At 65.1% G+C, this 23,775-nt stretch carries 16 protein-coding genes; 7 read left to right on the top strand and 9 right to left on the bottom strand.

The features are described 5' to 3' along the window. Window positions 1–249 precede the first annotated feature (249 nt). Together P6U25_RS24860 and P6U25_RS24865 are read left to right on the top strand one after the other, a co-directional pair. Window positions 250–1,398: a GGDEF domain-containing protein gene (locus tag P6U25_RS24860; protein WP_407152604.1), complete on the top strand. Its 1,149-nt coding sequence runs from the start codon at window positions 250–252 to the stop codon at window positions 1,396–1,398. Window positions 1,399–1,457: 59 nt separating this feature from the next. Continuing rightward, window positions 1,458–2,564, top strand: coding sequence for a DUF2336 domain-containing protein (locus P6U25_RS24865; RefSeq protein ID WP_407147399.1), 1,107 nt, complete (start codon window positions 1,458–1,460; stop codon window positions 2,562–2,564). A gap of 54 nt (window positions 2,565–2,618) precedes the next feature. Here P6U25_RS24865 and P6U25_RS24870 read toward each other — a convergent pair whose 3' ends face one another. Continuing rightward, window positions 2,619–3,257, bottom strand: coding sequence for an NrsF family protein (locus tag P6U25_RS24870; RefSeq protein ID WP_407147400.1), 639 nt, complete (start codon window positions 3,255–3,257; stop codon window positions 2,619–2,621). Window positions 3,258–3,259: 2 nt separating this feature from the next. Beyond that, window positions 3,260–3,805 (bottom strand): sigma-70 family RNA polymerase sigma factor, encoded by a 546-nt coding sequence (locus P6U25_RS24875; RefSeq protein ID WP_407147401.1) that lies wholly within the window; start codon window positions 3,803–3,805, stop codon window positions 3,260–3,262. A gap of 325 nt (window positions 3,806–4,130) precedes the next feature. Here P6U25_RS24875 and P6U25_RS24880 point away from each other — a divergent pair, with 325 nt between their 5' ends. Continuing rightward, window positions 4,131–4,814, top strand: a complete 684-nt coding sequence (locus P6U25_RS24880) for a hypothetical protein (RefSeq protein WP_407147402.1) — start codon at window positions 4,131–4,133, stop codon at window positions 4,812–4,814. A gap of 111 nt (window positions 4,815–4,925) precedes the next feature. Next, complete coding sequence (locus P6U25_RS24885; RefSeq protein WP_407147403.1) at window positions 4,926–5,705, top strand: enoyl-CoA hydratase; 780 nt, start codon at window positions 4,926–4,928, stop codon at window positions 5,703–5,705. Here the strand turns inward: P6U25_RS24885 and P6U25_RS24890 are convergent. Further along, window positions 5,702–7,564 (bottom strand): acetyl-CoA hydrolase/transferase C-terminal domain-containing protein, encoded by a 1,863-nt coding sequence (locus P6U25_RS24890; protein WP_407152605.1) that lies wholly within the window; start codon window positions 7,562–7,564, stop codon window positions 5,702–5,704. The genes P6U25_RS24885 and P6U25_RS24890 overlap by 4 nt on opposite strands. Before the next feature lie 239 nt (window positions 7,565–7,803). Between P6U25_RS24890 and P6U25_RS24895 the strand changes: the two genes are divergently transcribed. Both P6U25_RS24895 and P6U25_RS24900 read left to right on the top strand, forming a co-directional pair. After that, the gene (locus tag P6U25_RS24895; protein WP_407147404.1) at window positions 7,804–9,222 is read left to right on the top strand and encodes a TolC family outer membrane protein; all 1,419 of its coding nucleotides are present in this window, start codon (window positions 7,804–7,806) and stop codon (window positions 9,220–9,222) included. Window positions 9,223–9,366: 144 nt separating this feature from the next. Beyond that, window positions 9,367–10,335 (top strand): amidohydrolase family protein, encoded by a 969-nt coding sequence (locus P6U25_RS24900; protein ID WP_407147405.1) that lies wholly within the window; start codon window positions 9,367–9,369, stop codon window positions 10,333–10,335. Window positions 10,336–10,338: 3 nt separating this feature from the next. Here the strand turns inward: P6U25_RS24900 and P6U25_RS24905 are convergent, their stop codons facing one another. The 3 genes from P6U25_RS24905 to P6U25_RS24915 all read right to left on the bottom strand — a co-directional run bounded on the left by P6U25_RS24905 (window position 10,339) and on the right by P6U25_RS24915 (window position 16,329). Beyond that, on the bottom strand, window positions 10,339–13,467 hold the full coding sequence (locus P6U25_RS24905; protein ID WP_407147406.1) for an efflux RND transporter permease subunit: 3,129 nt from the start codon (window positions 13,465–13,467) through the stop codon (window positions 10,339–10,341). 75 nt (window positions 13,468–13,542) lie between these two features. Continuing rightward, the gene (locus P6U25_RS24910; RefSeq protein WP_407147407.1) at window positions 13,543–14,787 is read right to left on the bottom strand and encodes an efflux RND transporter periplasmic adaptor subunit; all 1,245 of its coding nucleotides are present in this window, start codon (window positions 14,785–14,787) and stop codon (window positions 13,543–13,545) included. A 150-nt stretch (window positions 14,788–14,937) separates the two neighbouring features. Continuing rightward, entirely contained in the window at window positions 14,938–16,329 is a 1,392-nt protein-coding gene (locus tag P6U25_RS24915; RefSeq protein WP_407152606.1) for a CoA transferase, read from the bottom strand. A 117-nt stretch (window positions 16,330–16,446) separates the two neighbouring features. Between P6U25_RS24915 and P6U25_RS24920 the strand changes: the two genes are divergently transcribed. Beyond that, window positions 16,447–16,734 carry a hypothetical protein gene (locus P6U25_RS24920; protein WP_407147408.1) on the top strand — a complete coding sequence of 96 codons (288 nt, stop codon included), beginning with the start codon at window positions 16,447–16,449 and terminating at the stop codon, window positions 16,732–16,734. 711 nt (window positions 16,735–17,445) lie between these two features. Here P6U25_RS24920 and P6U25_RS24925 read toward each other — a convergent pair. Genes P6U25_RS24925 through P6U25_RS24935 form a run of 3 tightly spaced genes read right to left on the bottom strand, consistent with a single transcriptional unit; the run spans window position 17,446 to window position 23,553 of the window. Continuing rightward, window positions 17,446–21,102 carry an error-prone DNA polymerase gene (locus tag P6U25_RS24925; protein WP_407147409.1) on the bottom strand — a complete coding sequence of 1,219 codons (3,657 nt, stop codon included), beginning with the start codon at window positions 21,100–21,102 and terminating at the stop codon, window positions 17,446–17,448. Then, window positions 21,099–22,868 (bottom strand): Y-family DNA polymerase, encoded by a 1,770-nt coding sequence (locus P6U25_RS24930; protein ID WP_407147410.1) that lies wholly within the window; start codon window positions 22,866–22,868, stop codon window positions 21,099–21,101. Before P6U25_RS24930 ends, P6U25_RS24925 begins: the two co-directional genes overlap by 4 nt. Next, entirely contained in the window at window positions 22,759–23,553 is a 795-nt protein-coding gene (locus P6U25_RS24935; protein ID WP_407147411.1) for an ImuA family protein, read from the bottom strand. Before P6U25_RS24935 ends, P6U25_RS24930 begins: the two co-directional genes overlap by 110 nt. Between the last annotated feature and the right edge of the window lie 222 nt (window positions 23,554–23,775).

Genomic DNA, 23,775 nt, shown 5'->3' on the forward strand with positions numbered 1-23,775 from the left:
TCATCGGAAATGGTCGCGGTCTCAAAGACGGTATCATAATAATGGCCCCGACTTCCGGTGCCATCATACCAAGGCCATGCCAGCAGGCCAGCCTCATGCCGGCGTGCGCTGCCCGGCCAGCAAGCGGATTTCCCATGCGAAAACAAGGGCGAGACCGCATTCCAGTCCGGGCGGATTCGGTTCCAAAAGATACCAAACCTAAAGGCTTTCCAACGTAGATTCTTGCCGGATTTCATCAATGGCGAGACCATGGCCGGCGCTGCGTCGTCATTTCTCGGCCCGATCGCGGGCGCACTGGACGGCGACCGTCCCAAACTGACAGCCGAGCGTCTCGCGCTCCGGGCTAGGCAGCGACGCCAAATCCAGGCGATGATCGCCGGCTGCTATTTGCTCGATGCCGTCGTCCTGCTGATCTACGCCCATGCCGGCACCACCAGCGTCGGAGTAGCGGCCGGCTACGCGCTGACCGGTATCGCTTTGGTGGCGATTTACGTGCTGCTTTCCGAGCGTGGCTTCCACGAGCGCTTCCGGGACCACTATCTCGTCACCCCGCAATCGGCCATCAACATGGTGAACCTGCTGGTGTTCACCTACATCGCGCCGAAAGTCGGCGTGCTCTTTCTCTGCAACCTGTTCGTCGTGTTCGGCTTTGGCGCGCTGCGCATTTCGGCGCGGCAGACCGCCATCGTCTGGACCGTCATGGTTCTGGGCCTGGCGACACTGTTCCTGGGAACCGACAAGCCGATCGGCATGCCGGCCGGCACCACGCTAGAGCGCCTTGCCACCATGCTGGTGTTCGCGCTGACCATCGGACGCTGCATGTGCCTCGGCATCTTCTCGAGCTCGATGCAGCAATCGCTGTATCAGAGCGGCCTGAAGCTCAAGGAGGCCTATCGTCGGATCGAGGAGCTCGCCGAGCTCGACGAACTCACCGGCGCGTTCAATCGCCGTAGCATTATGCGCATGCTCGACGAGGAAATCGCACGCTGTGGCCGTAATGGCAGCTCCTGTGCCGTCGCGCTCATCGATCTCGACCATTTCAAGCGGATCAACGACGTCTATGGCCATCCGATCGGTGACGAGGTGCTGCGAACCTTCGCGATCGGCATGTTCGCCAATCTGCGCAGCATCGATCGCTTTGGCCGCTACGGCGGCGAGGAATTCCTGCTGGTGCTGCCCGATCTGTCCCAGGATCAGGCCATGCGCGCGCTGCAGCGGCTGCGCACGATCATCGCCGATCTCGACTGGAGCGCATTCTCGCCGGGCATGCAGGTGACGATCTCCGCAGGCGTCACCACGCTGCGGCGGCGCGAAAGTGCCGACACGCTGCTCGCACGCGCCGACGGCGCGCTTTACACAGCCAAGGCCGAGGGACGCAACCGCATCGTAGGTGCTTGATCGTTCCCGTTCTGCAAACAGCGCCGGAGAAACCGTCGCCATCGCTCCAGGATAGAGTCATGAGTTCGAAGTCCGCGACCGCCCCCGCAAGCCTGCTCGACGAGCTGCAGGCGACACTTGCCCACGGCACGGTTGCGCGCCGTGTCGAGACGTTGCGTCGCGTGACCGACCTCTTCATCAACGGCTCGGTGGACTATTCGGACGACCAGATCGGCCTGTTCGACGACGTTTTCCAGTGCCTGCTCGAGCACATTGAAAGCTCAGCCAGAGCCCTTCTCGCTAGTCGGCTGGCCCCGATCGACACCGCGCCGCCGCGGACGATCCGCACGCTCGCCTTCGACGACTTGATCGAGGTCGCGGGCCCGGTGTTGGCGCAGTCGATGCGGCTCGACGACGACACCCTGATCGAGACGGCGCGCAGCAAGAGCCAGGCGCATCTGCTGGCGATCTCGACCAGAAAAGCGCTGAGCGGCGCCGTCACCGACGTGCTGGTGCTGCGCGGCAATGACGAGGTGATCCAGAGCACGGTGAACAATCCCGGCGCGGAATTCACCGAGCGTGGCTTTACCCGCCTGGTCAGCCGGGCCGAGGGCGACGACAATTTGTCGACCTGCGTCGGCCTACGCCCGAGCATTCCGCGGCACCTTTATCTCAGGCTGGTCGCGAAGGCATCCGACACTGTGCGGCAGCGGCTGGAGGCCGCCAATCCGGAGCAGGCCCAGGAGATCCCGATTGCGGTGAAGGAGGCGACGCGGCGCGCGCGCTCGGCCCCCGGTGCCGTCACCCGCGACACCGCCATCGCACATGCCCTGGTCAAATCGCTCTACGAGGACGGCCGGCTCGACGAATTCCAGCTCGCGGCATTCGCCGAGGCCGGCAAGTTCGACGAGACCAACGCCTCGCTTGCCGCGCTCGCCAACGTCACGGTCGGCGTCGCCGAGAACATGATGATCGAAAGCCGCGCCGAGGGCGTGATGATCCTCGCCAAAGTATCGGGTCTGTCGTGGTCGACGGTGCGCGCCATCTTCAATCTGCGCGACGACATCTCGGGCGGCGAACCGACCGACCTCCAGGCATGCAAGGACACCTACGAGCGGCTGCGGCCCTCGACCGCGCAGCAGGTGCTCCGTTTCCATCGCATGCAGCAGTCCGCGCCGGCGGCCTGATTACTGATGTGCCGTAGATGGGGTAACGGGCCCCGGTCCCCCATCTACGATTTTTCAGTATCGCAGCACCCGCCGTCCCGCGAGTGCGCCAACGGTGGCGACGATCGCGGTTGCGAGCGTGTACCAGGTCGCGACGAACAGCGGCGAGTCATCGGTGCAGTGCGAGGCATAGATCGTCGCCGCCAATCCTGCCGACAGCATGCCGGCGACCGCGCCGGCCACCGCTGGCCGCGACGGCGCACCTTGCCTCAACCCATATAGCGCGCCCGCGAGCAGCGGCAGCGACATCGCGGGGATCGCGGACATACAGGCCGTCGAGTTCTTGCCGATCAGCCGCGTCATCATCGGCGCGCGTTGCGGCATCATCATCTCGCCGCTGATGGCGGCAACGAGAATGCCGGCAGGGACCAACAGCCACCAGCCGAAGCCGCGCAGCGAGGCTTCGGGCCGGGTCAGGTGCAGGCTGACCGCGATCGCGGAAGCTGCAAGCGCCAGGGTGACTGCGAACTTCAGGTCGAAGAATGGATTGTGCATCGCCGTCATCACGTCGGGGCGGACGCCAAGCTCGGCAAAGAAGATCAGGAGCGAGACTGGCGCCGCGGCGAGCAGCGCCAGCATCAGCGCAAGGCCGATCGGCCGCGGGCGGTAGGCATTGTCGGCCGCCAGGGTTCGAATGAGTTGATCGGTGTCCATGCTCATCGGTCCCGTAGTTTCGCAGTGAGGCTCGCCAGCCCGCGATGTAGCGCAACCCGCACCGCGCCCTCGCTCATCGAGAACTTTGCCGCTGTATCCTTGATCGAGACGCTGTCGACCGCGATCGATTGCAGCACATCGCGCTGCCGCGCGGGCAAGGTCTGCAACTGGGCCGCCACTTCGCTCGCCGACGCGGTCGGCTCGGGTGTCTCTCCCGGCAAGGTCTCGGCAAAGTCGTCGATGTTGACGAAGACGCGCTTGCCGCGGCGGCGCAGCGCATCGATCAGCTTGTTGCGCGCGATCGCGAACAGCCACGGCGCAAATGGGGCGTTGCTATCCCATGTCTGCCGCTTCAAATGCACCGCCAGCAAAATGTCTTGCACGATATCCTCGGACTGATCGACCGGTTGTCCCGCGCGTGCCAATCCCCGGCGCGCCGCGGCGCGGAGCACGGGCGTGATGGCCTTGAGCAGGCGATGATACGCAGCTTCATCGCCTGAAATGGCCGACCGCATCAGGCCGGTCCACTCGTCCTCACGTTCCCGCACGCCTGCTCCTGAGTTGCAATTCGGTCGATCTTTCAATTCGTTACGCGAGATCCGATTACATCACGAATTCGTGATAAGAGGCCCCGGCAAGATGGCCGCGACGACCGGTTGGCAGAATCGCTCCAGCGGTTGTCCAAAGTTCTCGGCTCATAACACCGATCGGACCGACAAGCATCGGTGCGGCTTTCGATGATCAGACCGCGATGGCGGAATTGCCCAGCTTTCGCCCATGGAGGCCCGAAGATTCCCTTTTTCTGCCCCGGTGTGGACACGCAGCGGGGTCTCATTTCTCCCCCAAGGGCAGGCGAATTGGGGAGATAATCAAATGAAAATCAAAGCCAGCGGGTGCTTGGCCTTGATGGCGGCGACAGGGTTCCTCGCGTGTGTCTCAGGCTCGATGCCGGTGCGCGCGGCCGGTACGGACACCACAGCATCCAAATCTGCGAGCGCTACCGCTGACAAGCCGGTCCATCAGACGGCGCGGCGCAGCAAGCATGATGCCCGCGGCAAGTCCGCCAAGACCACCGACACGTCCGACAGCAAGAAGGCGGCCAGCAGTGACGTCAGCAACGCCGGTAGCGTCACCTCAACAGGGATTCCCGCCTCCGTCGCCAACGCCAATGCAGAGCTGACCTCCGGCGACGGCAGTGGCAACGCCACATCCGCCAAGGCCGGTTCGACGGTCGCAGCGGCCGACAAGCCAGCCGACGCGCAGCAGCCTGCCGCCGATAGTAACGTGGTCGCATCCGATCAACTCAACGAGGTCGATCGCGGCCTCCAGCAGGCGCAGCCAGCGGAACAACAGCAGCCTGCCCAGCAACAGGCAGCCCAGCCCGAACCTCCGCCGGTGCCGCCGCAAACCGTGGCGATGGCTGCCTCGGGGGCAGCGCCGGTTCTGGCCAGCGACGACGGCTCGGCCTGGGATCAAACGTCGTTGATTGGAAAGATATTCATCGGTTTCGGCGCCCTGCTCACCGTGGCCTCCGCTGCGCGCATGTTCATGGCGTAAGCCGGGCACTGCGGGTGCGGCACGGGTAGCGCCGCACCGCCTTTCGGCCACTTGAAGCGCACCCCGCCAGCGGGCACATTGCCGGGCAAATCAGGCACGGGGTTTGCGTCCATGGCTACGTTCGAATTCATCATCGTCGAGAGCAAGGGACCGGTCGGCATCATCACGCTGAACCGGCCGAAGATGCTCAATGCTCTGTCTTTCGGCGTGTTCCGCGAGATCGCCGCAGCGGTCGACGATCTCGAAGCCGACGACAAGATCGGCTGTTTATTGATCACCGGCAGCGAAAAGGCCTTTGCGGCCGGCGCCGATATCAAGGAGATGCAGCCGAAGGGCTTCATCGATATGTTCACCAGCGACTTCGCTTCGATCGGCGGCGATCGTGTCGCCAGATGCCGCAAGCCGACGATCGCTGCGGTGGCCGGCTATGCGCTTGGCGGCGGCTGCGAACTCGCGATGATGTGCGACATCATCATCGCCGCCGACACCGCCAAGTTCGGCCAGCCGGAAATTACCCTCGGCACCATCCCCGGCATCGGCGGCACGCAGCGGCTGACGCGCGCGATCGGCAAGTCGAAGGCGATGGATCTCTGCCTCACCGGGCGGATGATGGACGCCGCCGAGGCCGAGCGCTCGGGCCTGGTGTCGCGGATCGTGCCCGCCGACAAGCTGATGGAAGAGGCGCTTGCCGCCGCCGAGAAGATCGCCTCGATGTCGCGCCCGGCGGCCGCGATGGCCAAGGAAGCCATCAACCGCGCCTTCGAGACGCCGCTGTCCGAAGGCATGAATGTTGAGCGCAACCTGTTCCACTCGACCTTCGCGCTGGAAGACCGCTCCGAGGGCATGGCCGCGTTCATCGAGAAGCGCAAGCCGGTCAACAAGAACCGCTAGCGCCCCCTGCTCCTTGCGAGCGCCGCACTGACCAGGGCGCGGTAGGTGCGTTCGACGGCAAGGCTCGGCTTGTCGAGGCCGAGTCGCGCCAGGCATTCGCGGTCGGCGGCGTCGGGTGGATGCCGCATGCCCTGCCACAACAGGCCAAGCAGTTGCAGCGGCGTGCGCCGCGCCTGCTGCAGGATCTGCAAAGCCGGGATCAGCCGCTGCTCGACCTCGATGAAATCGCTGCCGAACGGGAACGGCGGCAACAGGCCGGCATCACGCGCGGGCTTCAGGGCATCGCTAATACGCTCGGGATAGTTCTCGCTGTGGGCCGCAGGAATCTCGTAACTGCGTGGCAGCTTGCCGGCATCCTTGGCCCGCCGCATCAATTCGTCCTGGAAGCGCGAATCCGCCACCTGCAGCATCGCCGCGACGACATCGGCATCCGATTTCCCGCGCACGTCGGCGACGCCATATTCGGTAACGAAGATGTCGCGCAGGTGCCGCGGAATAGTCTCGTGTCCGTAACTCCAGCGGATGTTTGACTGCGTCTGTCGTCCGGACGGATGGGTCGCCTCCAGCGTCAGCACTGAACGTGCGCCCTCCAGCGCAAACGCCTGCGCCACGAAGTTATATTGGCCGCCGACCCCGCTCACCACCTGGCCGTTTTCCAAACCGTCCGAGATCGCGGCGCCGAGCAGCGTCGCCATCATTGCGTTGTTGACGAAACGCGCATCCACCCGGGCGCGGCGCTTGGCATTCTCGTCGCCGAAGATCTCGTTGGTGAAGGACACCGGCATCATCTGGATCCGCGCCAACTGCTCCGCGGTCATCTCGCGCAGCGCCCGATAAAAGGATTGCGGGCCCAGGAAGAAAGCGCCGTGCAGGATCACGCCGTCGACGTCGCGCTTGAGGATGCCGGCGTCGATCAGCCCGAGGAACGCCTCGAACAGCATCTCGCTGACGCCGTAGAGGCCCTTTTCGAACGGCCCGGTTTCGGCTGCGGCGAGCTGCTCGCTGCCGGGCGCAAGCCGCTTCATGATGCCGTGAAACTGCCCATTGTCGCGATGGCGGACCACCAACCCTTGGGCCAGCGCATCGCCGATCTGACCGATGCCGATCTGCAGCGTACCGCCGTCGCGCACCAGACCCGCGGCATGCAATCCGATCGCATATTTGATATCGCTGATCGGCTCGGATGGCGGCGCGAACAGCGGGAAGTCGGTCGCGGGGCTGTCGAGCACAGCCGCGAACTCGTCGGCCGGCAGATCGCCGGCGCCGGGCATGAAGGGCAGTTCGGAGTTGACCTGCGCAATCAGCTTGAACTGCGCACGCCCGGCGCTGCGAGCGCGCAGGACGTCGAGGGTCGTATCGGTGTTGCAGCTCAGGCTGTAACGCGTCTCGCCATCGACCACGCGTTTGGCAACGAGCTGGGTGACGACGTTCAGCCCACGCGACAGCAAATAGGACGCGGCGTGGGTATAATTCGCCGAGATGTAATGCTGTTGAGCGAACGGCTGATACAGCCATTGCCCGGCGAGGAAAAAGAACTCGATCACCTTGATGTTGGACGGCAGGGCACCGGCATGCAGCGCCTCTGCATAGGCGAGATCCGGATAGTCGCCGAACAGCCGATCGATCACCGGGCCGATGAAGCGCTGCTCGAGCAGGTTCTTCGGCTTCGGCTTTTCCAGCGTCAGCGCCGAGAGCAGCGTCAGATTGATGGAGCGGTCGGCGGCGGCGCGCGCGTACAGCGCATTGACGATGTGGTTGGCCTTGCCAAGCCCCAGCGGCAACCCGACCACGAGTTCGGTTCCGACGTCACGGATGATGTGTTCGGCGATCGCCTCGGGATCAAAGAAGATTTGCGGCATCACGGATGAACTCGTCGAGGCTGTGGACAACCGGCATCCTGAATCGGCCGCCGGTGACCGAAATTTATACAGCATATGACATTGAGGTCCGCCTGTGACGAACCGGCAACAGACCACAATTGAATTGATGTGCAGATGTCGCGCGGCGGTTTGCCAGTGGCGACGCCGCCCCCTAAACAGGTAGATGTGTCGGACGCGTCGGCGGGGGCGGCCTGCCGGGGTTGAGTTTGCGGGATCACATGGTTGAACGTGCCGCCAGGTTTGGCGACGTCAAGAGACGCGTGCTGTTGTCGGGCGGTTGCGTTGGCGCACTCGCATGCACGTTGCTGCTGGCGGTGCCAGCCCGAGCCGAAAGCCTGCCGCAGGCGCTCGTCAAGGCCTACCAGACCAACCCGCAGCTCAACGCCGAACGCGCGCGCCAGCGTGCGACCGACGAAAACGTGCCGCAGGCGCTGGCCGGCTATCGGCCCCAGATCGCGGCCAGCCTCTCGGCCGGCCTGCAGGCGGTGCGTGACCAGTTGCCAGGCAATGTCATCCAGACCGCGACGCTGAAGCCATGGCAGATCGGCCTGACGGTCACTCAGACCTTGTTCAACGGCTTCAAGACCGCCAACAGCGTGCGCGTCGCGGAATTGCAGGTGCAATCCGGCCGCGAGGCGCTGCGCAATGTCGGCCAGGGCGTGCTGCTCGACGCCGTGACCGCCTACACCAATGTGCTGGCCAACCAGACGCTGGTCGAGGCGCAGCGCGCCAACGTCGCCTTCCTGAAGGAGACCCAGGCGATCACGCAGCGGCGCCTCAACGCCGGCGACGTCACGCCCACCGACACCGCGCAAGCCGAAGCCCGGCTCAATCGCGGCCTCGCCGATCTCAATGCCGCGGAGGTCAACCTCGCGGTCAGCCAGGCCACCTACGCGCAGGTGATCGGCAACCCGCCGTCGCAGTTGCGTCCCGCCGAGCCCATCGATCGGCTGCTGCCGCGCAGCCGCGAGGAAGCGATCGCGTTTGCATTGCGCGAGCACCCGGCGGTGCTGGCGGCCGGCTTCGACGTCGACGTCGCCTCGACCTCGATCCGGGTCGCGGAAGGCAGCTTGCTGCCGAACGTCACGGTGCAGGGCAGCGTCAGCAAGAGCCGCGACACCGACACCACGCTCGGCACCTTCGGGACCGATCAAGCCTCGGTGATCGGCCAGGTCACCCAACCAATCTATGACGGTGGCACGGCGGCATCGCAGACCCGGCAGGCCAAGGAAGTGGCGGCGCAGAGCCGGCTCGTGCTCGACCAGGTCCGCAACCAGGCCAAGACCGCCGTGGTCAGCGCGTGGGTCGCCAGCGAGGGCGCCAAGATCGCGGTCTCGGCCTCCGAATCCGAGATGAAGGCCGCGGAGGTTGCGCTGGCCGGCGTGCAGAAGGAGGCCGCCGGCGGCCAGCGGACCACGGTCGATGTGCTCAATGCGCAGCAGGATTTGATCTCGGCACGCGCCCGGTTGATCGGCGCGCAGCGCGATCGTGTGGTCGCCTCCTACACGCTGCTCAGCGCGATCGGACGCCTCGACGTCAAGACGCTCAATCTCAAGACGCCGGACTATCTGCCTGAGGTCCACTACCATCAGGTGCGCGACGCCTGGCAGGGCCTGCGCACGCCGTCCGGGCAATAGGCCTCGACGCGGAACCGTTCGCATGGCGAACGCCGAGCCCTTTCCGCCCGCGTGATCCCCCGATAACCTCCCTCCCCGCCGGCGACAGAGAACGCCGAAGCGCGGATGACGCGCATAACAGCCGAGCACGTAGGGAGACGTCCAATGCTGACGCGACGCAGTATGATGCTTGCTTCCATTGCGGCGGGAGTGACCATGACCAGCAGCAACGCATTTTCCAAGGCCTCGCAGCCATCGACCCCGGTGAACTTCGATGTGCCGGCCGGGGCGTGCGATTGCCACACCCACATCCACGGGGACCCCGCCAAGTTCCCGTTCTTCGCCGGCCGCGTCTACACGCCGGAACAGGCCTCGCCCGAGGAGATGAGTGCCCTGCACAAGGCGCTGCATATCGAGCGCGTGGTGATCGTGACCCCGAGCGTCTACGGTCCGGACAATTCGGCGACGCTGTTCGGCATCATGGCCCGCGGCCCCACCGCGCGCGGCGTAGCCGTGATCGATGACAAGACCAGCGAGAGCGACCTCGACGCCATGCACAGGGCCGGCTTCCGCGGCATCCGCCTCAATCTCGCGACCAGCGGCGTCAACGATCCCAATGTCGGCCGGCAGCGCTTCGCGGCCGCCGTGGAGCGGATGAAGGCGCGAGGCTGGCACATCCAGCTCTTCACCAACCTCGCGGTGATCTCGGCGATCAAGGACCTCGTCGCCGCCGCCCCGGTGCCGGTGGTGTTCGACCACTTCGGCGGCGCGGAGGCCGCGCTCGGCACCGGGCAGCCGGGATTTGCCGACCTCGTCGAGCTCGTCAAATCCGGCAAGGCCTACGTCAAGATCTCCGGCGCCTACCGCGCCTCCAAGCTCGCGCCCGATTATCCGGACGTCGTGCCGCTGGCGCAGGCGCTGATCGCGGCGAATGCCGAGCGGATCGTCTGGGGCACCGACTGGCCGCATCCGGATTCGGTGACGCCACCAGGCAAGAAGGTCACCGACGTGACGCCGCTGTACCAGATCGACGACGGCCGCCTCCTCAATCAATTGCCGGTCTGGGCGCCGGATGCCGCGGTCCGCAAGACGATCCTGGTCGACAATCCGGCGCGGCTGTACGGCTTCACCTGATCGTTAGCGCTCCCTCGGTCGGCGCGAGAAATACGAGATCAGCACCGGCAGCGTGACCAGGATTACCAGCGGCGCCAGCAACATGCCGGTGACGACGACGATGGCGAGCGGCTTCTGCACCTGGGAGCCGATGCCCTCCGACACAGCCGCCGGCAGCAGCCCGACGCCGGCGACGACGCAGGTCATCAGCACCGGACGAAGCTGCAGCTCGCCGGTGCGGATCACCGCGCGCATGCGCTCGTAGCCCTCATCGATCAACTGGTTGAACTGCGACAGGATGATGATGCCGTCCATCACGGCGATGCCGAACAGCGCAATGAAGCCGATCGCCGCCGACACGCTGAACGGAATGCCCGAGATCAAAAGCCCGAGCACGCCGCCGAAGATCGCCATCGGGATCACGCTCATGGCGAGCAAGGTGTCGACCATCGAGCCGAAGTTGAAGAACAGCAGCGCTGCGATCAGCGCGAGGCTGATCGGCACCACGATCGACAGCCGCTTGATCGCGTCCTGCAGATTGCCGAACTCGCCGACCCATTCGAGATGCGAGCCGGGCGGCAACTGCACCTGTTCGTCGACCTTCTGCTGCGCCTCCAGGATCGCGCTGCCGAGGTCGCGGTCGCGCACCGAGAACTTGATCGGCAGATAACGCTCCTGCTGCTCGCGGTAGATATAGGCGGCGCCGGAAACCAGCTTGATCGAGGCGACCTCACTCAAGGGAATCTGGGTGATGCCGCCATTGCCGCTTGCCACGCCGATGCGCAGGTTCTGGATCGCCTCCGCGCTCTTGCGATATTCGGGTGCCAGCCGAACGATGATCGGGAAATGCCGGTCGCTGCCGGGCTCATAGAGGTCGCCGGCGCTGTCGCCGCCGATCGCGACCTTGATCGTCGCGTTGATGTCGCCCGGTGACAGGCCGTAGCGCGCCGCGCGCGCGCGATCGATATCGATCTGGATGGTGGGCTGGCCAAGCGAGGTGAACACCGCGAGGTCGGTGATGCCCTGCACGGTCGAGAGCACGGACTTGATCTTGTTGGCAGTGTCGGTCAGCGCCTGCAGGTCGTTGCCGTAGAGCTTGATCGAGTTCTCGCCCTTCACGCCCGACACCGCCTCGGAGACGTTGTCCTGCAGGTACTGCGAGAAGTTGAATTCGACACCGGGGAACTTGTCCTGCAATTGCGCGAGCAATTGCGCGGTCAGTTCGTCCTTGTCGTGCGTGCCGGGCCATTCGCTGGCCGGCTTCAGCGGCGCGAAAAACTCGGCATTGAAGAATCCTGCAGCGTCGGTGCCGTCATCGGGCCTGCCGTGCTGCGACACCACCGACACCACCTCGGGCCGGCTGCGGATCAGCCGCCGCATCTCGTTGACATAGGTATTACCTTCCTGCAGCGAGATCGTCGGCGGCAACGTGGCGCGGATCCATAGATTGCCCTCTTCCAGCTTGGGCAGGAACTCGAGGCCCAGGAAGCGTGCGAAGATGATGGTCATGACCACGAGGCCGGCCGCGCCGGCCATCACGATCTTGCGGTTGCCGATCGCCCAGTTCAGGATTGGCAGATAGACCTGGTTGAGCTTCTTGACGATCCAGGTCTCGGTTTCCTGAATATGCGCCGGCAGGATGATCGCGCTCAGCGCCGGCGTGATCGTGAAGGTCGCCAGCAGGCCGCCCGCCAATGCATAGGCGTAGGTCCGTGCCATCGGCCCGAAGATGTTGCCTTCGACGCCGCCCAGCGTGAACAGCGGCAGGAAGGCGGCGACGATGATGGTGGCGGCAAAGAAGATCGAGCGTGAGACGTCGGCTGCGGCCGACAGAATCGCGTGGCTCTTGATGCCCATCATCGTGTCCTCGGAGATGTGGCTCTGCTCCGCCTCCGAGAGTGCGGTGGTCTGCGACAGCCGCCGGAAGATCGCCTCGACCATGATAACGGTCGCATCGACGATCAAGCCGAAGTCGATCGCGCCGACCGACAGCAGGTTGGCGGATTCGCCGCGCAGCACCAGGATGATCACGGCGAAGAACAGCGCGAACGGGATCGTCGCGCCGACGATCAGCGCGCTGCGGAGATCACCGAGGAAGAACCACTGCAGCAGCACGATCAGGAGAATGCCGACCACCATGTTGTGCAGCACGGTGTGGGTGGTGAGCTCGATCAGGTCCTTGCGGTCGTAGATGCGCTCGATCTTCACACCGGGCGGCAGGATCGAGGAATTGTTGATCTGATTGACCAGTTGCTCGACGCGGGCAATCGTCGGCGAGCTCTGCTCGCCGCGGCGCATCAGCACGATGCCCTGCACGATATCGTCGTCATTGTCGATGCCGGCGATCCCGAGTCGTGGCTTCTCGCCGACCGTGACGGAGCCGATATCCTTGATCAGGACGGGATTGCCGCCGGACTGCGAGATCATGGTGTTGGAGAGGTCGTCGATCGAACGGATCAGGCCGACGCCGCGCACCACGGCCGATTGCGAGCCGATATTGACGGTGTTGCCGCCGACATTGATGTTGGCGTTGGAGACCGCCTGCAGCACCTGCGGCAAGGTCAGGCCGTTGGCGACCAGCTTGTTGAAATCGACCTGGATTTCATAGGTCTTGGTCTTCCCGCCCCAGCCGGTGACGTCGATCACGCCGGGCACCGCGCGGAAGCGGCGCTGCAGCACCCAATCCTGCAACGTCTTGAGGTCAAGCACGCTGTAGTTCGGCGGGCCCTTGAGCCGGTAGCGGAAGATCTCGCCGATCGGGCTTGTCGGCGAAATACCGGGCTGCACATTGCCCGGCAACGGCGCGAGCTGCGACAGGCGGTTCAACACCTGCTGCAGCGCCTCGTCATAGGTGTAATCGAACGAGAATTGCAGCTTGACGTCGGAGAGGCCGTACAGCGAGATGGTGCGAATGGTGCGCAGGTTCTTGATGCCGGCGACCTGGGTCTCGATCGGGATCGTGATGTAACGCTCGATCTCCTCCGCCGAGAGGCCCGGGCTCTGCGTCACCACGTCGACCATCGGCGGGGTCGGGTCGGGATAGGCCTCGATGTTAAGCTGCTTGAACGCGAGCAGGCCGCCGATCAGGACGGCCACGAACATTGCGACCATCAAGTAGCGGCGATTGACGGCAAGGGCGACGAGGCGATCCATTCAGATCGGAGCTTTCAGGCTGGAAGGACTGCTTTGATTGAGCATGATCTCGTCGGAAGACCGGATCACGCTACTCTAAGTGCCGGACGCGGCGCGGTCGATGAACAGGCTTCCCTTGGTCACGATCTGCTCGCCGGGTTTCAGATTGCTGGCGACCTCGACGAGGTCGCCATTAGTGAGGCCGGGCTTGATCTGGCGCAGCTCGATCGTCTTGTCGTCACGGACGACCCAGACCCGAACCTGGTCAGCCTCGTAGATCAGCGCCTGCTTCGGCACACCGACCGCCGGGTGATCGCCGGCCGAATACAGCGTCACATTGGCGAACATCTCCGGCTTCAGCCGGTTGTCCTTGTTGTCGATGGTGGCGCGAACCAGGAGCCGGCGTGAGGCCGGGTCGATCGCCGCGGCCACGTAGTTGATCCGGGCGTTCAGCACCTTGCCCGGCAGCGCCATCACGCTGAAGCTGACGTCCTGCCCCACCGCGACATTGTCGGCGTCGGATTCCCGGACATAGGCGATCAGCCAGACCGTGGAGAGATCGCCGATCACGTAAACCGGATCGCTGGCGCCGGTCGAGACATATTGCCCCGGGCCCGCCTTGCGCTGCACGATGGTGCCGCCGATCGGCGCAAACACCGTCGTCTCCGGATTGAGGCGGCCCTTCTGCTGCAGCGTCGCGATGGCGTCGTCGCCGAAGCCGAGGATATGCAACTTGTTCTGCGCGGCTTCGAGTTGCGTCTGCGCCGAGCGGTTGTCGTTCTGCGCCTGCACCAGCGCCGTCTGCGCCTGCTGATAATCCTTCAGCGGGACCGCCTTGCCCTCGAACAGGTCCTTGGCGCGCTTCTCCTGGATTTGCGCGAGGTCGAGCGCCGATTGCGCCTTGTTGAGGCCGGTCATCGCCGCGACATAGTCGTTCTGTGCCTGCACGGTGTCGGCCGCTTCGATCACGAACAGCGGCTGTCCCTTGGTCACGCTCTCGCCCGGCCGCACCAGGAGCCGCGTCACGCGGCCAGTATAGGGCGAATAGACCGGGGTGGAGCGGTCTTCATCGATTCCGATCTTGCCCTCGGTGACCAGCTCGGAGCGAAAGGTGTGCTCAGTCACCGTCTGGAAGGTCAGGCTGGCCCATTCGGCCGCGGTCGGAGTGTAGCGTGAGCCCGCCTTGCGCGACTGGCTTGAGACCTCCGATGGCGTCGGCTTCTCTGCGCCAAGATGCGTGTAGCCATAGGCCGCGGCGCCGGCGAGCGCCAGCACTGCCACTGCCGTCACCAGCGAAGGGCGGCTAAAGCTCTGCATTCGTTTGGTAAAATCTTTAAGCATGCGGTCCGGGGGTCGATCGTTTCAGCTTCCGGCGGGACGGCCCCAGCGGTGCGCTAATAGTGCCGATTTGATGTTGCAAACAACCTAAAAATCGCGGTTCGGCAGCGGCCGCGGTTAAAGATTGGATAGCCTGAACAACGCCTGAATGCTTCATCCGGGAAACTCCGGGGAATGGCTGCCGAGCGGCATGGCCGGACGTGACCAGTGGGCCGGCGTTTTCGATAGCACAGCAGCGTGCCTCACCGAGCTCAGCGTGCCAAAACCGGACGGGAGCTGCTCGATATAGGGCGTTACCGCATCGGCCTTCAGCTCCTCAGTGGCGAGACCATCAGCGACGCGGCCGAGATTCCACAGCCAGCGCCCGGTCTGCGCGAGCGACACCCGGACGTGCCAGCTCCCACCCTCGCGCGCCTGCCGGGCCTTCGCCATCATGGCGCCGAACGCCATGAAATAGCCGGTAGCGTGGTCGAGCATCTGTGCCGGCAGCTCCTTCGGCCCGTCGAGCCCGGCGGCCTGGCCTTCGGCGTGATTGAAGCCGGTCGTGGTCTGCACCAGCGAATCGAAGCCGCGGCGCTCCGCCCACGGACCGGCGTGGCCATAGGCCGAGAGTGTCACGTAAACGATGCCAGGGTTGATGCGCGCGGCCTCCTCCGGCGAGAAGCCAAGATGCGCGATCGCCTGCGGACGGTAGCCCTGCGAGAAGATGTCAGCCTGCGCGACGAGATCGCGCATCACGCGCCGGCCCTGCTCGCTCCTCAACTCGACGAAGCTCGAAAGCTTGCCGCGGCCGGTATCGATGGTGAGCCACGGGATCACCGGAAGATCAGGACCCGAGATCAGGAGCACGTCGGCACCATGTGCTGCAAGCGTCCGCCCGGCGACCGGCCCCGCAATCACACGCGAGAGATCGAGGACGCGGATGCCGGCCAGCGGCCGGTTGCCCGCGGGCCACGGCTTCGGCGCAGCGTCGCCGATCTTCTCGATCGAGATCAGCGGCAATGTCGCCAGCGCTTTCGCGTGCGGTGTCGCCGACCATTCGTGATGCGTGCGCATCAGCGCGACGACGCCACCGGCGGCGTAGGCTGCAGTCTCGAACGCCTCGCCGTCCCACTGCAACAGCGCGGCCTGGACATCGTCGCGTTCCGCTTCGCAAGCGAGCACTCGGCAGACGGCGTCGCGGTGATGCGGGAAATTGGTGTGGAGGCGGACGAAACGGTTGTCCCTGACACGATAGACGCCGGCGATCTTGTCCCAGGCCGGTGGCGGCGGCTTACCGTCGACGCGCAGGTAACGTTCGCTGCGGCATTCGACCATGGCATGGCGCATATCGACCGCGACATCCTGCGTCTCGCCGCTGCGCGCGCGCCAGATATCGGCGGCCGCCAGGCCTGCCGCGGCGATCGAGGCCTGCGCTGCCGCGCCGACGCGGAACGACGACGGCAATTGCGGCTCCGTACCTGTCAGCTTCATGTAAGGTAGCGCAGACGGCGGGCCGCCGGCTCCGGTCCAGATCTCGGCAACGATGTCGCTCACGTCCTGCATGCGCATTCCTCTTTCCGATCGATATATGCACGAGCATGATGACAGAAAGGCGGTGTCGGTTTGGCCCGTCTCGTTCGGCTTTTCAAGGGGCTCCGCCCGACCGGAACAGGAGTTGCAATGACTGCCATCGATCCCCTCACCGCCGGCGGCGTTTTTCTTGCGACCGCGGCCACTGACGCGGTCTATGTCATGTTCACCTCGGCGGTCGTTGCGCGCAAACGCGTGCCGGCGGCGAGTTGGAGCAGCATCTGGTATCTGCTCTCATCCTATGCCGTGATCAGCTACACCGAGAACTGGGTCTATGTCGCCTTCGCCGCGGCCGGCTCCTGGGTCGGTGCCTACGCATCAATCACCTTCCTGCATCGCCCACCGGGTGGCCCGCCGGTGGGCGCTGCTGTCGAGTAGCTGTTTCACGGTCAATTTGCGCCAGCGATTGCGACGCGAACCAAGTGCTCAGTGTCATCACCCGCGCATGCGGGCGATCCAGTATTCCAGAGAGGGCGGTGCTTGAGCCGAGAGGCCGCGGCGTACTGGATGGCCCGCCTGCGCGGGCCATGACGATTGAGAGGATGTGAGTGCGCGTTCTCGCGACATGATCTGTCCGAGTCCTGCCTCTCGTTCCGCCCTCTCTTGGACAGAGGGCGCAGGGAAAGCCGGGTGCCGATCGCACCCATGGGCCCCGAGCAATGGTAGAAAGCTCGGGTAGGACCACAGGTGTAACCGGAGCAATCCCGGCTTTCCCTGCGCGATGGGTTACGGCTTATACGTGCTCGCCCCGGCGAGACTGGGCTTGGTTGTCACCGCTGTTGCAAGACGCAATTGCGTCTTGCAACAGGACACCTGCCACTAGGGCGTCAGGCCTGCACGACTTCGCCGTCCGCGTCGCATATGCTCGTCAGTCACACGCGCGGCGTCCACCGCATCCCAACCCAGCACTCGTGACGATCGCGAAGCGCCCCTCAAGCGGGTGAGACGGGCTATTCATACACCAAGCTACTGTTCCGATAAACCGAAATATTTTTGCGCAAAGGGCTTGCGCCGTCGGGCAACTCAGTGATTGGCGCGTGAGGAAGGCGCCGGCAGAACGATTCCTTCACCCTGCATCGTCAGCGTGCTTCAATGAAAATCGCGCGACGGCGGCAGGATGCGGACGTTGCGCGGATGGCGGATTTTTTGCGCCGGCGTATCGGCGTGATCGCGGCGATCGTCGTTGAGCGGCTCGACCAGCGCGGGTCCCACAGGCACCGGGTGCTTGCGGCTGAGGGATTCGTTGGCGAGACCGATCAGATCGTGGGAGCGGTCGATCATGCGCTGCGCCACCAGATGGGTCACCCCTTCCGGGCTGCTCTGGATATAGCCCTCGACCAGGATCAGCCGCGCGCCCATCACCTCTTTCCGGTACTGCTCCATCACCTTCGGCCACACCACGATGTTGGCGATGCCGGTCTCGTCCTCCAGCGTCATGAACACGACGCCCTTGGCGCTGCCCGGCCGCTGCCGCACCAGCACCACGCCGGCACAGCGGACGCGGCGGCGATCGTTGCTCTGGTTGATCGTATGACAAGCGACGACGCGCTCCTTCGTGAACATCTCGCGCAGGAACTCCATCGGATGGCCCTTCAGCGACAGGCGGATGGTCTGATAATCGGCGACCACCTGCTCGGGGCGCGGCATCTCCGGCAACGGCTTTGCGTTTTCATCCGGCTGCTCGCGCGCTGTGGCCGCTTCGAACAGCGGCAGCGGTACATCGTCGGGCAACCGTCGCACCGCCCACAATGCCGCGCGGCGATCGAGCCCGAGCGAGCGAAACGCATCGGCGTCCGCCAGCAGGATCAGCGCGCGCTTCGGCAGGCCGGTGTCGCGGGCGAAGTCCTCCAGCGAGGTGAAGGGCCGGCGGTTGCGCGCGGCGACGATGCGATCGGCCCAGTCTTGTTCAACGCATTCCATTACCGCGTGGTCCAAGACCGCACGGGAGGTGGTTGGGCTCTCTCCCCCCTTGCGGGGGAGAGTTGGAGAGAGGGGTAAGCCACGACCACCGCCCGTGCGGCTCACCCCTCTCCCTATCCTCGAGAGCGAGCTTCGCTCGCCTCGGACCCCGCAAGGGGGGAGAGAGCCCATCCGTTCGTGCCTTCCTGACTCCTGCACATTTGCGCTGTGTTGGCGACGCAGCGCCTGAATCTGCTTCAGCCTCTCCTCATCCTCATCCAGCCAGTGAAAGCCGTCGATCTGGCGGAAGCCGAGCCGCACGGCGCAATGATCGCCAACCTTCTCCTCCAGCGTGTTCTGCGCAAAGCTGTAGGAGACGTCGACCTCGCGCACCATGACGCCGTTCTTGCGGGCGTCGCCGACGATCTGCGCCGGCGCGTAAAAGCCCATCGGTTGCGAGTTGAGCAGGCCGCAGCAGAAGACGTCAGGGTGGTGATGCTTCAGCCATGATGAGATGTAGACGAGCTGGGCGAAGCTCGCCGCGTGGCTTTCCGGGAAGCCGTAAGAACCGAAGCCCTTGATCTGGTCGAAGCAGCTTCGGGCGAAGTCCGGCGAGTAGCCGCGCGCGACCATGTTGCCGATCAGCTTGTCCTCGTATTTGCCGATGGTGCCGAGGTTGCGGAAGGTCGCCATCGAGCGACGCAAGCCATTAGCCTCCTCGGAGGTGAACTTTGCCGCCTCGATTGCAATCCGCATTGCCTGCTCCTGAAACAGCGGCACGCCGAGCGTCTTGTGCAGGACATTGTAAAGTTCGTCCGGCGGGCCGTGCTCGGGGGACGGTGATGGATAGCTTTCCTGCTCCTGCTTGTTTCGCCGGCGCAGATAGGGATGCACCATGTCGCCCTGGATCGGCCCGGGGCGCACGATCGCGACCTCGATCACGAGGTCATAGAACTTTCGCGGCTTCAGCCGCGGCAGCATGTTCATCTGGGCGCGGCTTTCGACCTGGAACACGCCGAGCGATTCCCCTCGGCACAGCATGTCGTAGACTTTTTCGTCGTCCTGCGGGACGGTGGCGAGCTCCCAGCGCTCGCCCTTGTGCTTCTCGATCAGGTCGAAGCATTTGCGGATGCAGGTCAGCATGCCCAGCGCCAGCACGTCGACCTTCATCATATGAAGCGCGTCGACGTCATCCTTGTCCCATTCGATGAAGGTGCGATCGTCCATCGCGGCGTTGCCGATCGGCACATAGGTGTCGAGCCGGTCCTGGGTCAGCACATAGCCGCCGACATGCTGCGAGAGATGGCGGGGAAACTCGATCAGCTCGGTGGCGAGCTCGACCGCGAGGTTGATCATCGCGTTCTTCGGATCGAGACCGGCCTGCCGCACCTGCATGTCGTTGAGACCCTTGCCCCAGCTTCCCCAGACGGTGTCGGCGAGCGCCGCGGTGACGTCCTCGGTCAACCCCAGCGCCTTGCCGACATCGCGGATCGCGCTGCGCGGGCGATAATGAATGACGGTGGCGATGATCGCGGCACGGTGGCGGCCATAGCGGCGGTAGACATATTGCATCACCTCCTCGCGCCGCGAATGCTCGAAATCGACGTCGATGTCGGGCGGCTCCAGCCGCTCCTTGGAGATGAAGCGCTCGAACAACAGATCGACCTTGGTCGGATCGACCGAGGTAATGCCGAGCACGTAGCAGACCGCCGAATTCGCCGCCGAGCCGCGCCCCTGGCACAAGATTCCCTGGCTGCGCGCATAGTGCACGATGTCGTGCACGGTGAGGAAGTAATGCGCGTATTTCAGCTCGGCGATCAGCGCGAGCTCTTTCTTGAGAGTGGCGTGAAGCTTGGTGTCGATGTTGGCCACCCCGCCGAAATATTTGTCGACACCGGCCCAGGTCAGGTCCTCCAGGTGCTGCTGCGCGGTCTTGCCGGGCGGCACCGGCTCGTCCGGGTACTGGTACTTGAGCTGATCGAGCGAGAAGGTGATGCGCTCCGCAAAGCGCATGGTTTCCGCGATCGCATCAGGCAGATCGCGGAACAGCCGCACCATCTCATGCGCGGGCTTGAGATGGCGCTCGGCATTGGCCTCGAGCCTGCGGCCGACCGCCTCGATCGTGGTCTTCTCGCGGATGCAGGTCAGCACGTCCTGCAAGGGACGACGTGCCGGATGGTGATAGAGCACCTCGTTGGTCGCGAGCAGCGGCACTTCGGCCTCAGTGGCAAGCCCATGCAGCCGTGCGAGGCGGCGCCTGTCGTCGCCGCGATAGAGCAGGCTTGCGGCGAGCCAGACCCCGTCGGCTGCGCTCTCCTTCAACCGTGCGAGCAGATCGAGCGCCTGCGCCGGATCGAAGCGATGCGGCAGCGCCAGCACCAGGAGCTGGCCTTCCGCGAAGTCGAGCAGGTCGGACAGTTTCAGATGACACTCGCCCTTCTCGATCCGCACGATTTCTTGTTTTGACGCGGTTTCTTCACGCGACCCGGTCTCCACTTCACTTGAAAACGCTCTGTCGTCGTCGCCGCGCTTGCCGCGGGTCAAGAGCTGGCACAGCCGGCCGTAGGCGGCGCGGTCGCGCGGATAGACCAGGATGTCGGGCGTGCCGTCGATGAAGACGATGCGGGCACCGATCAGGAGCTTGGGCGGATGCTTGACCTCGGCATTATCGAGCTCCTTCCAGGCGCGCACCACGCCGGCCAGCGTGTTGTGATCGGCGATGCCGATCACGGGAATTCGCAAGTCGCTCGCCTGATGCACATAGGCGCGCGGATCGGAGCCGCCACGCAGGAAGGAGAAATTGCTGGTGATGCCGATCTCGGCATAGTCGGGCACGGGCGCTTTCATGCGAACAGTCCGTGCACATACCAGTTGGCGGGAACAGGCTTGCCCTCTTCGTCCCTCAGCTCGCTCTCATAGAGGCCGTCGCGGAAGATCCAGAAGCGCTGGCCCTCGGCATCCTCGACGCGGAAGTAATCGCGGGTTAGCGACCCGCCGTCCTGCTTCCACCATTCCATCGCGATGCGCTCGGGGCCTTCGACCCGCACCACCTCGTGCCGCGCGCGGCGCCAGGTGAACTGGTGCGGCGGACCGTCGGGCACGGTTGCGAACGGCACCTTGATCGGCTCGGGCCGCTCGAACAGCCGTAAGGGGCGCAGCGGCGGCTCGCCTGCGACGCGCTCCGGCCAGGCGGCCGCGCTCGCGGCGGCGAGATGATGCTGCGCCGGCACCGCGAGCGCTGATCGTTCAGGGATGTGGCTCTCCAGCGGCAGATGCACGACCACGCGCTTGCCGCCGATGCGGGCGGCGATGCGGTCGATCAGCGCGGAGACCTCGTCATTGTCGTGGACGGTGGCGTCGAGATCGCGCTGCTGCTGCACCACGAGCTCGGTGCGGCCGGCGGCCAGACGAATGAGATCGAAGCCGAAGCCGGGATCAAGGGGATCGTTGAGCGCATCGAGCCGCTCGCGGAACAGGCGGTCGATCATCTCCGGCCGCGTCACCGGACGCCCGGTCCCGACCACGATCGCGCGCACCGCGCCGTCGGTGCGGAAGAAGCTCGCCTCCAATTGCCGCGCGCCCTTGCCCTGCTTGTCCATCGCCGCGACCAGCATTCGGGCGAGGTTTTGCAGCGTCAGCGCGATCACGGTGTCGGTTGCAACAGGCTCGGGGAAGCGCTTCTCCACGATGTAATCCGGTAGCGGCTTGCGCGGGCTGATCGGGGCATCGCCCTGCCCCAGCGCATGACTGAGCAGCGTGGTGAACGCGGCGCCGAACCGCGCCGAGATCTCGTGCGGTGCGCGCGCGGCGACATCGCCGATGGTCTTCAGGCCGGCGCGGCGCAGACCGGTGGTGATTGCGGCATCGGCGCCAAGCGCGGACACCGGCAGCGGACCGACCGCCTCGGCCTCCTCGCCATCGGCTGTGATCTGCCCCGAGGCATGCCGCGTCAGCGTGCGCGCCGCGATCGAGGTGCCGGCGATGGCAGCGCTGACGGCAAAGCCGCGGCGGCTCAGCGCGTTGGTCGCGATCTGCAGCAGTGCGCGCTCGCCGCCGAACAGATGCGCGCAGCCGGTGATGTCGAGGAACAGGCCGTAGGGCGGATCCAGCGCCACCAGCGGCGTAAAGCGGTCGCACCAGTCGGCGATGTCGTTCAGCGTCTTCAGATCAGCGGCGGGATCGGCGTCGTAGACGGTGAGCTCCGGGCAGATCGCGCGGGCATTGGCGAGCGGCAGCCCGATCGACAGCCCGGCGCGCACCGCAGCCTCGTCGATGGAGTGCAGCAGGATCGCGTTGTGATCCTTTGCGACGACGACGCTGGGGAGTTCCAGTAGAGAGCGAGATCCTTTCTTCGCCTCTCCCGCTTGCGGGGGAGGCCGGATCGCATCGTCAGATGCGATCCGGGTGGGGGCTCTCTCCCTACGAAGAGCGTCGCTCGTGGCAAGACCCCCACCCCAACCCTCCCCCGCAAGCGGGAGAGGGAGCCCGACCACCTCCCGAGCCTCAGCTTGCGAGACGCTGTGCTGTGCGAGCTTCCGCTTGATGCGGTCGATGGGCAGGCGTGGCAGCCACAGGCTGAGGATACGCCGACGGTTCACTGAATTGGCACTCATCACATTTCCATTCCATGATCCATCGCCCGACCGGGCCATGACGATTGCGCACGAGTTCGGCCTCGAAGCGCGGCGCGCCCCAGACGCTGGCGGCGGTGCCGGGCGGCGAATGCGCCGCGCGCACCATCCAGCGCGTCTCCGCGGTCGAGGGGATCGGGGTCGCCGCGATCCGCAGCACCAGCGCGGTGACGCCGGAGGCCTGCGCGGCCAAGGTCAGTTTGCGGCTGGCGACGAGATCGAGCTGGCGCACATTGCCCCAGACCTCCAGCACGACCGCGCTCAGCGCATCGCAGGCGAGCGCGTCGGCCGTGGTGCGTAACGCGGCATCGACATCGGCGGCGCGCACCATGACGAGCAGGCGCGGATCGAGGCCGAGCTCGGCAAGCCCGCTCATCGACAGCGCGCCGCTTTCAAGATCGGAGAAATCCTGCCGTACCCAGACCAGCGGCTTGCGCGGTGACATCCGTCCGGCGAGCCCCGCGATGAAGCCGGTCGCGGCTCCGCCCTGATGACCGCTCGCAAACACCTCATGCAGCGCTGCAGGCGCAAGTCCGCCGCGCAGCATCGCATCCGCGCCCGCATGGCCGAGCGCGATGCGGTTCGACATCTGCACATCGTCAGGCGCCTCGATGCGTGCGATGCTGCCGCGCAGGGACGCAAGCGTGCTCATGCGTGCGCCGTTCATGGTGCGCCGCTCCTTCCAAGCAAAATTTGAAGCCGTCACTGGTCTGAACAGAGAACCAGGTCTGGCTCATTTGTTCATGATATGTTCTAATATAAAGCTAACAGGGCCGGCGGAGTCAATCGGATTGGTGGGCTTCCCGATTCATAAGCGGAATCAAGGGGATTCAGAGGCATCGGCGCGACTGCGGCAGCCTCTCTCCGGTCACCGGACGCGCGGGCCCGA

The sequence above is a fragment of the Bradyrhizobium sp. ORS 86 genome (assembly GCF_045571475.1).
GTDB lineage: Bacteria > Pseudomonadota > Alphaproteobacteria > Rhizobiales > Xanthobacteraceae > Bradyrhizobium.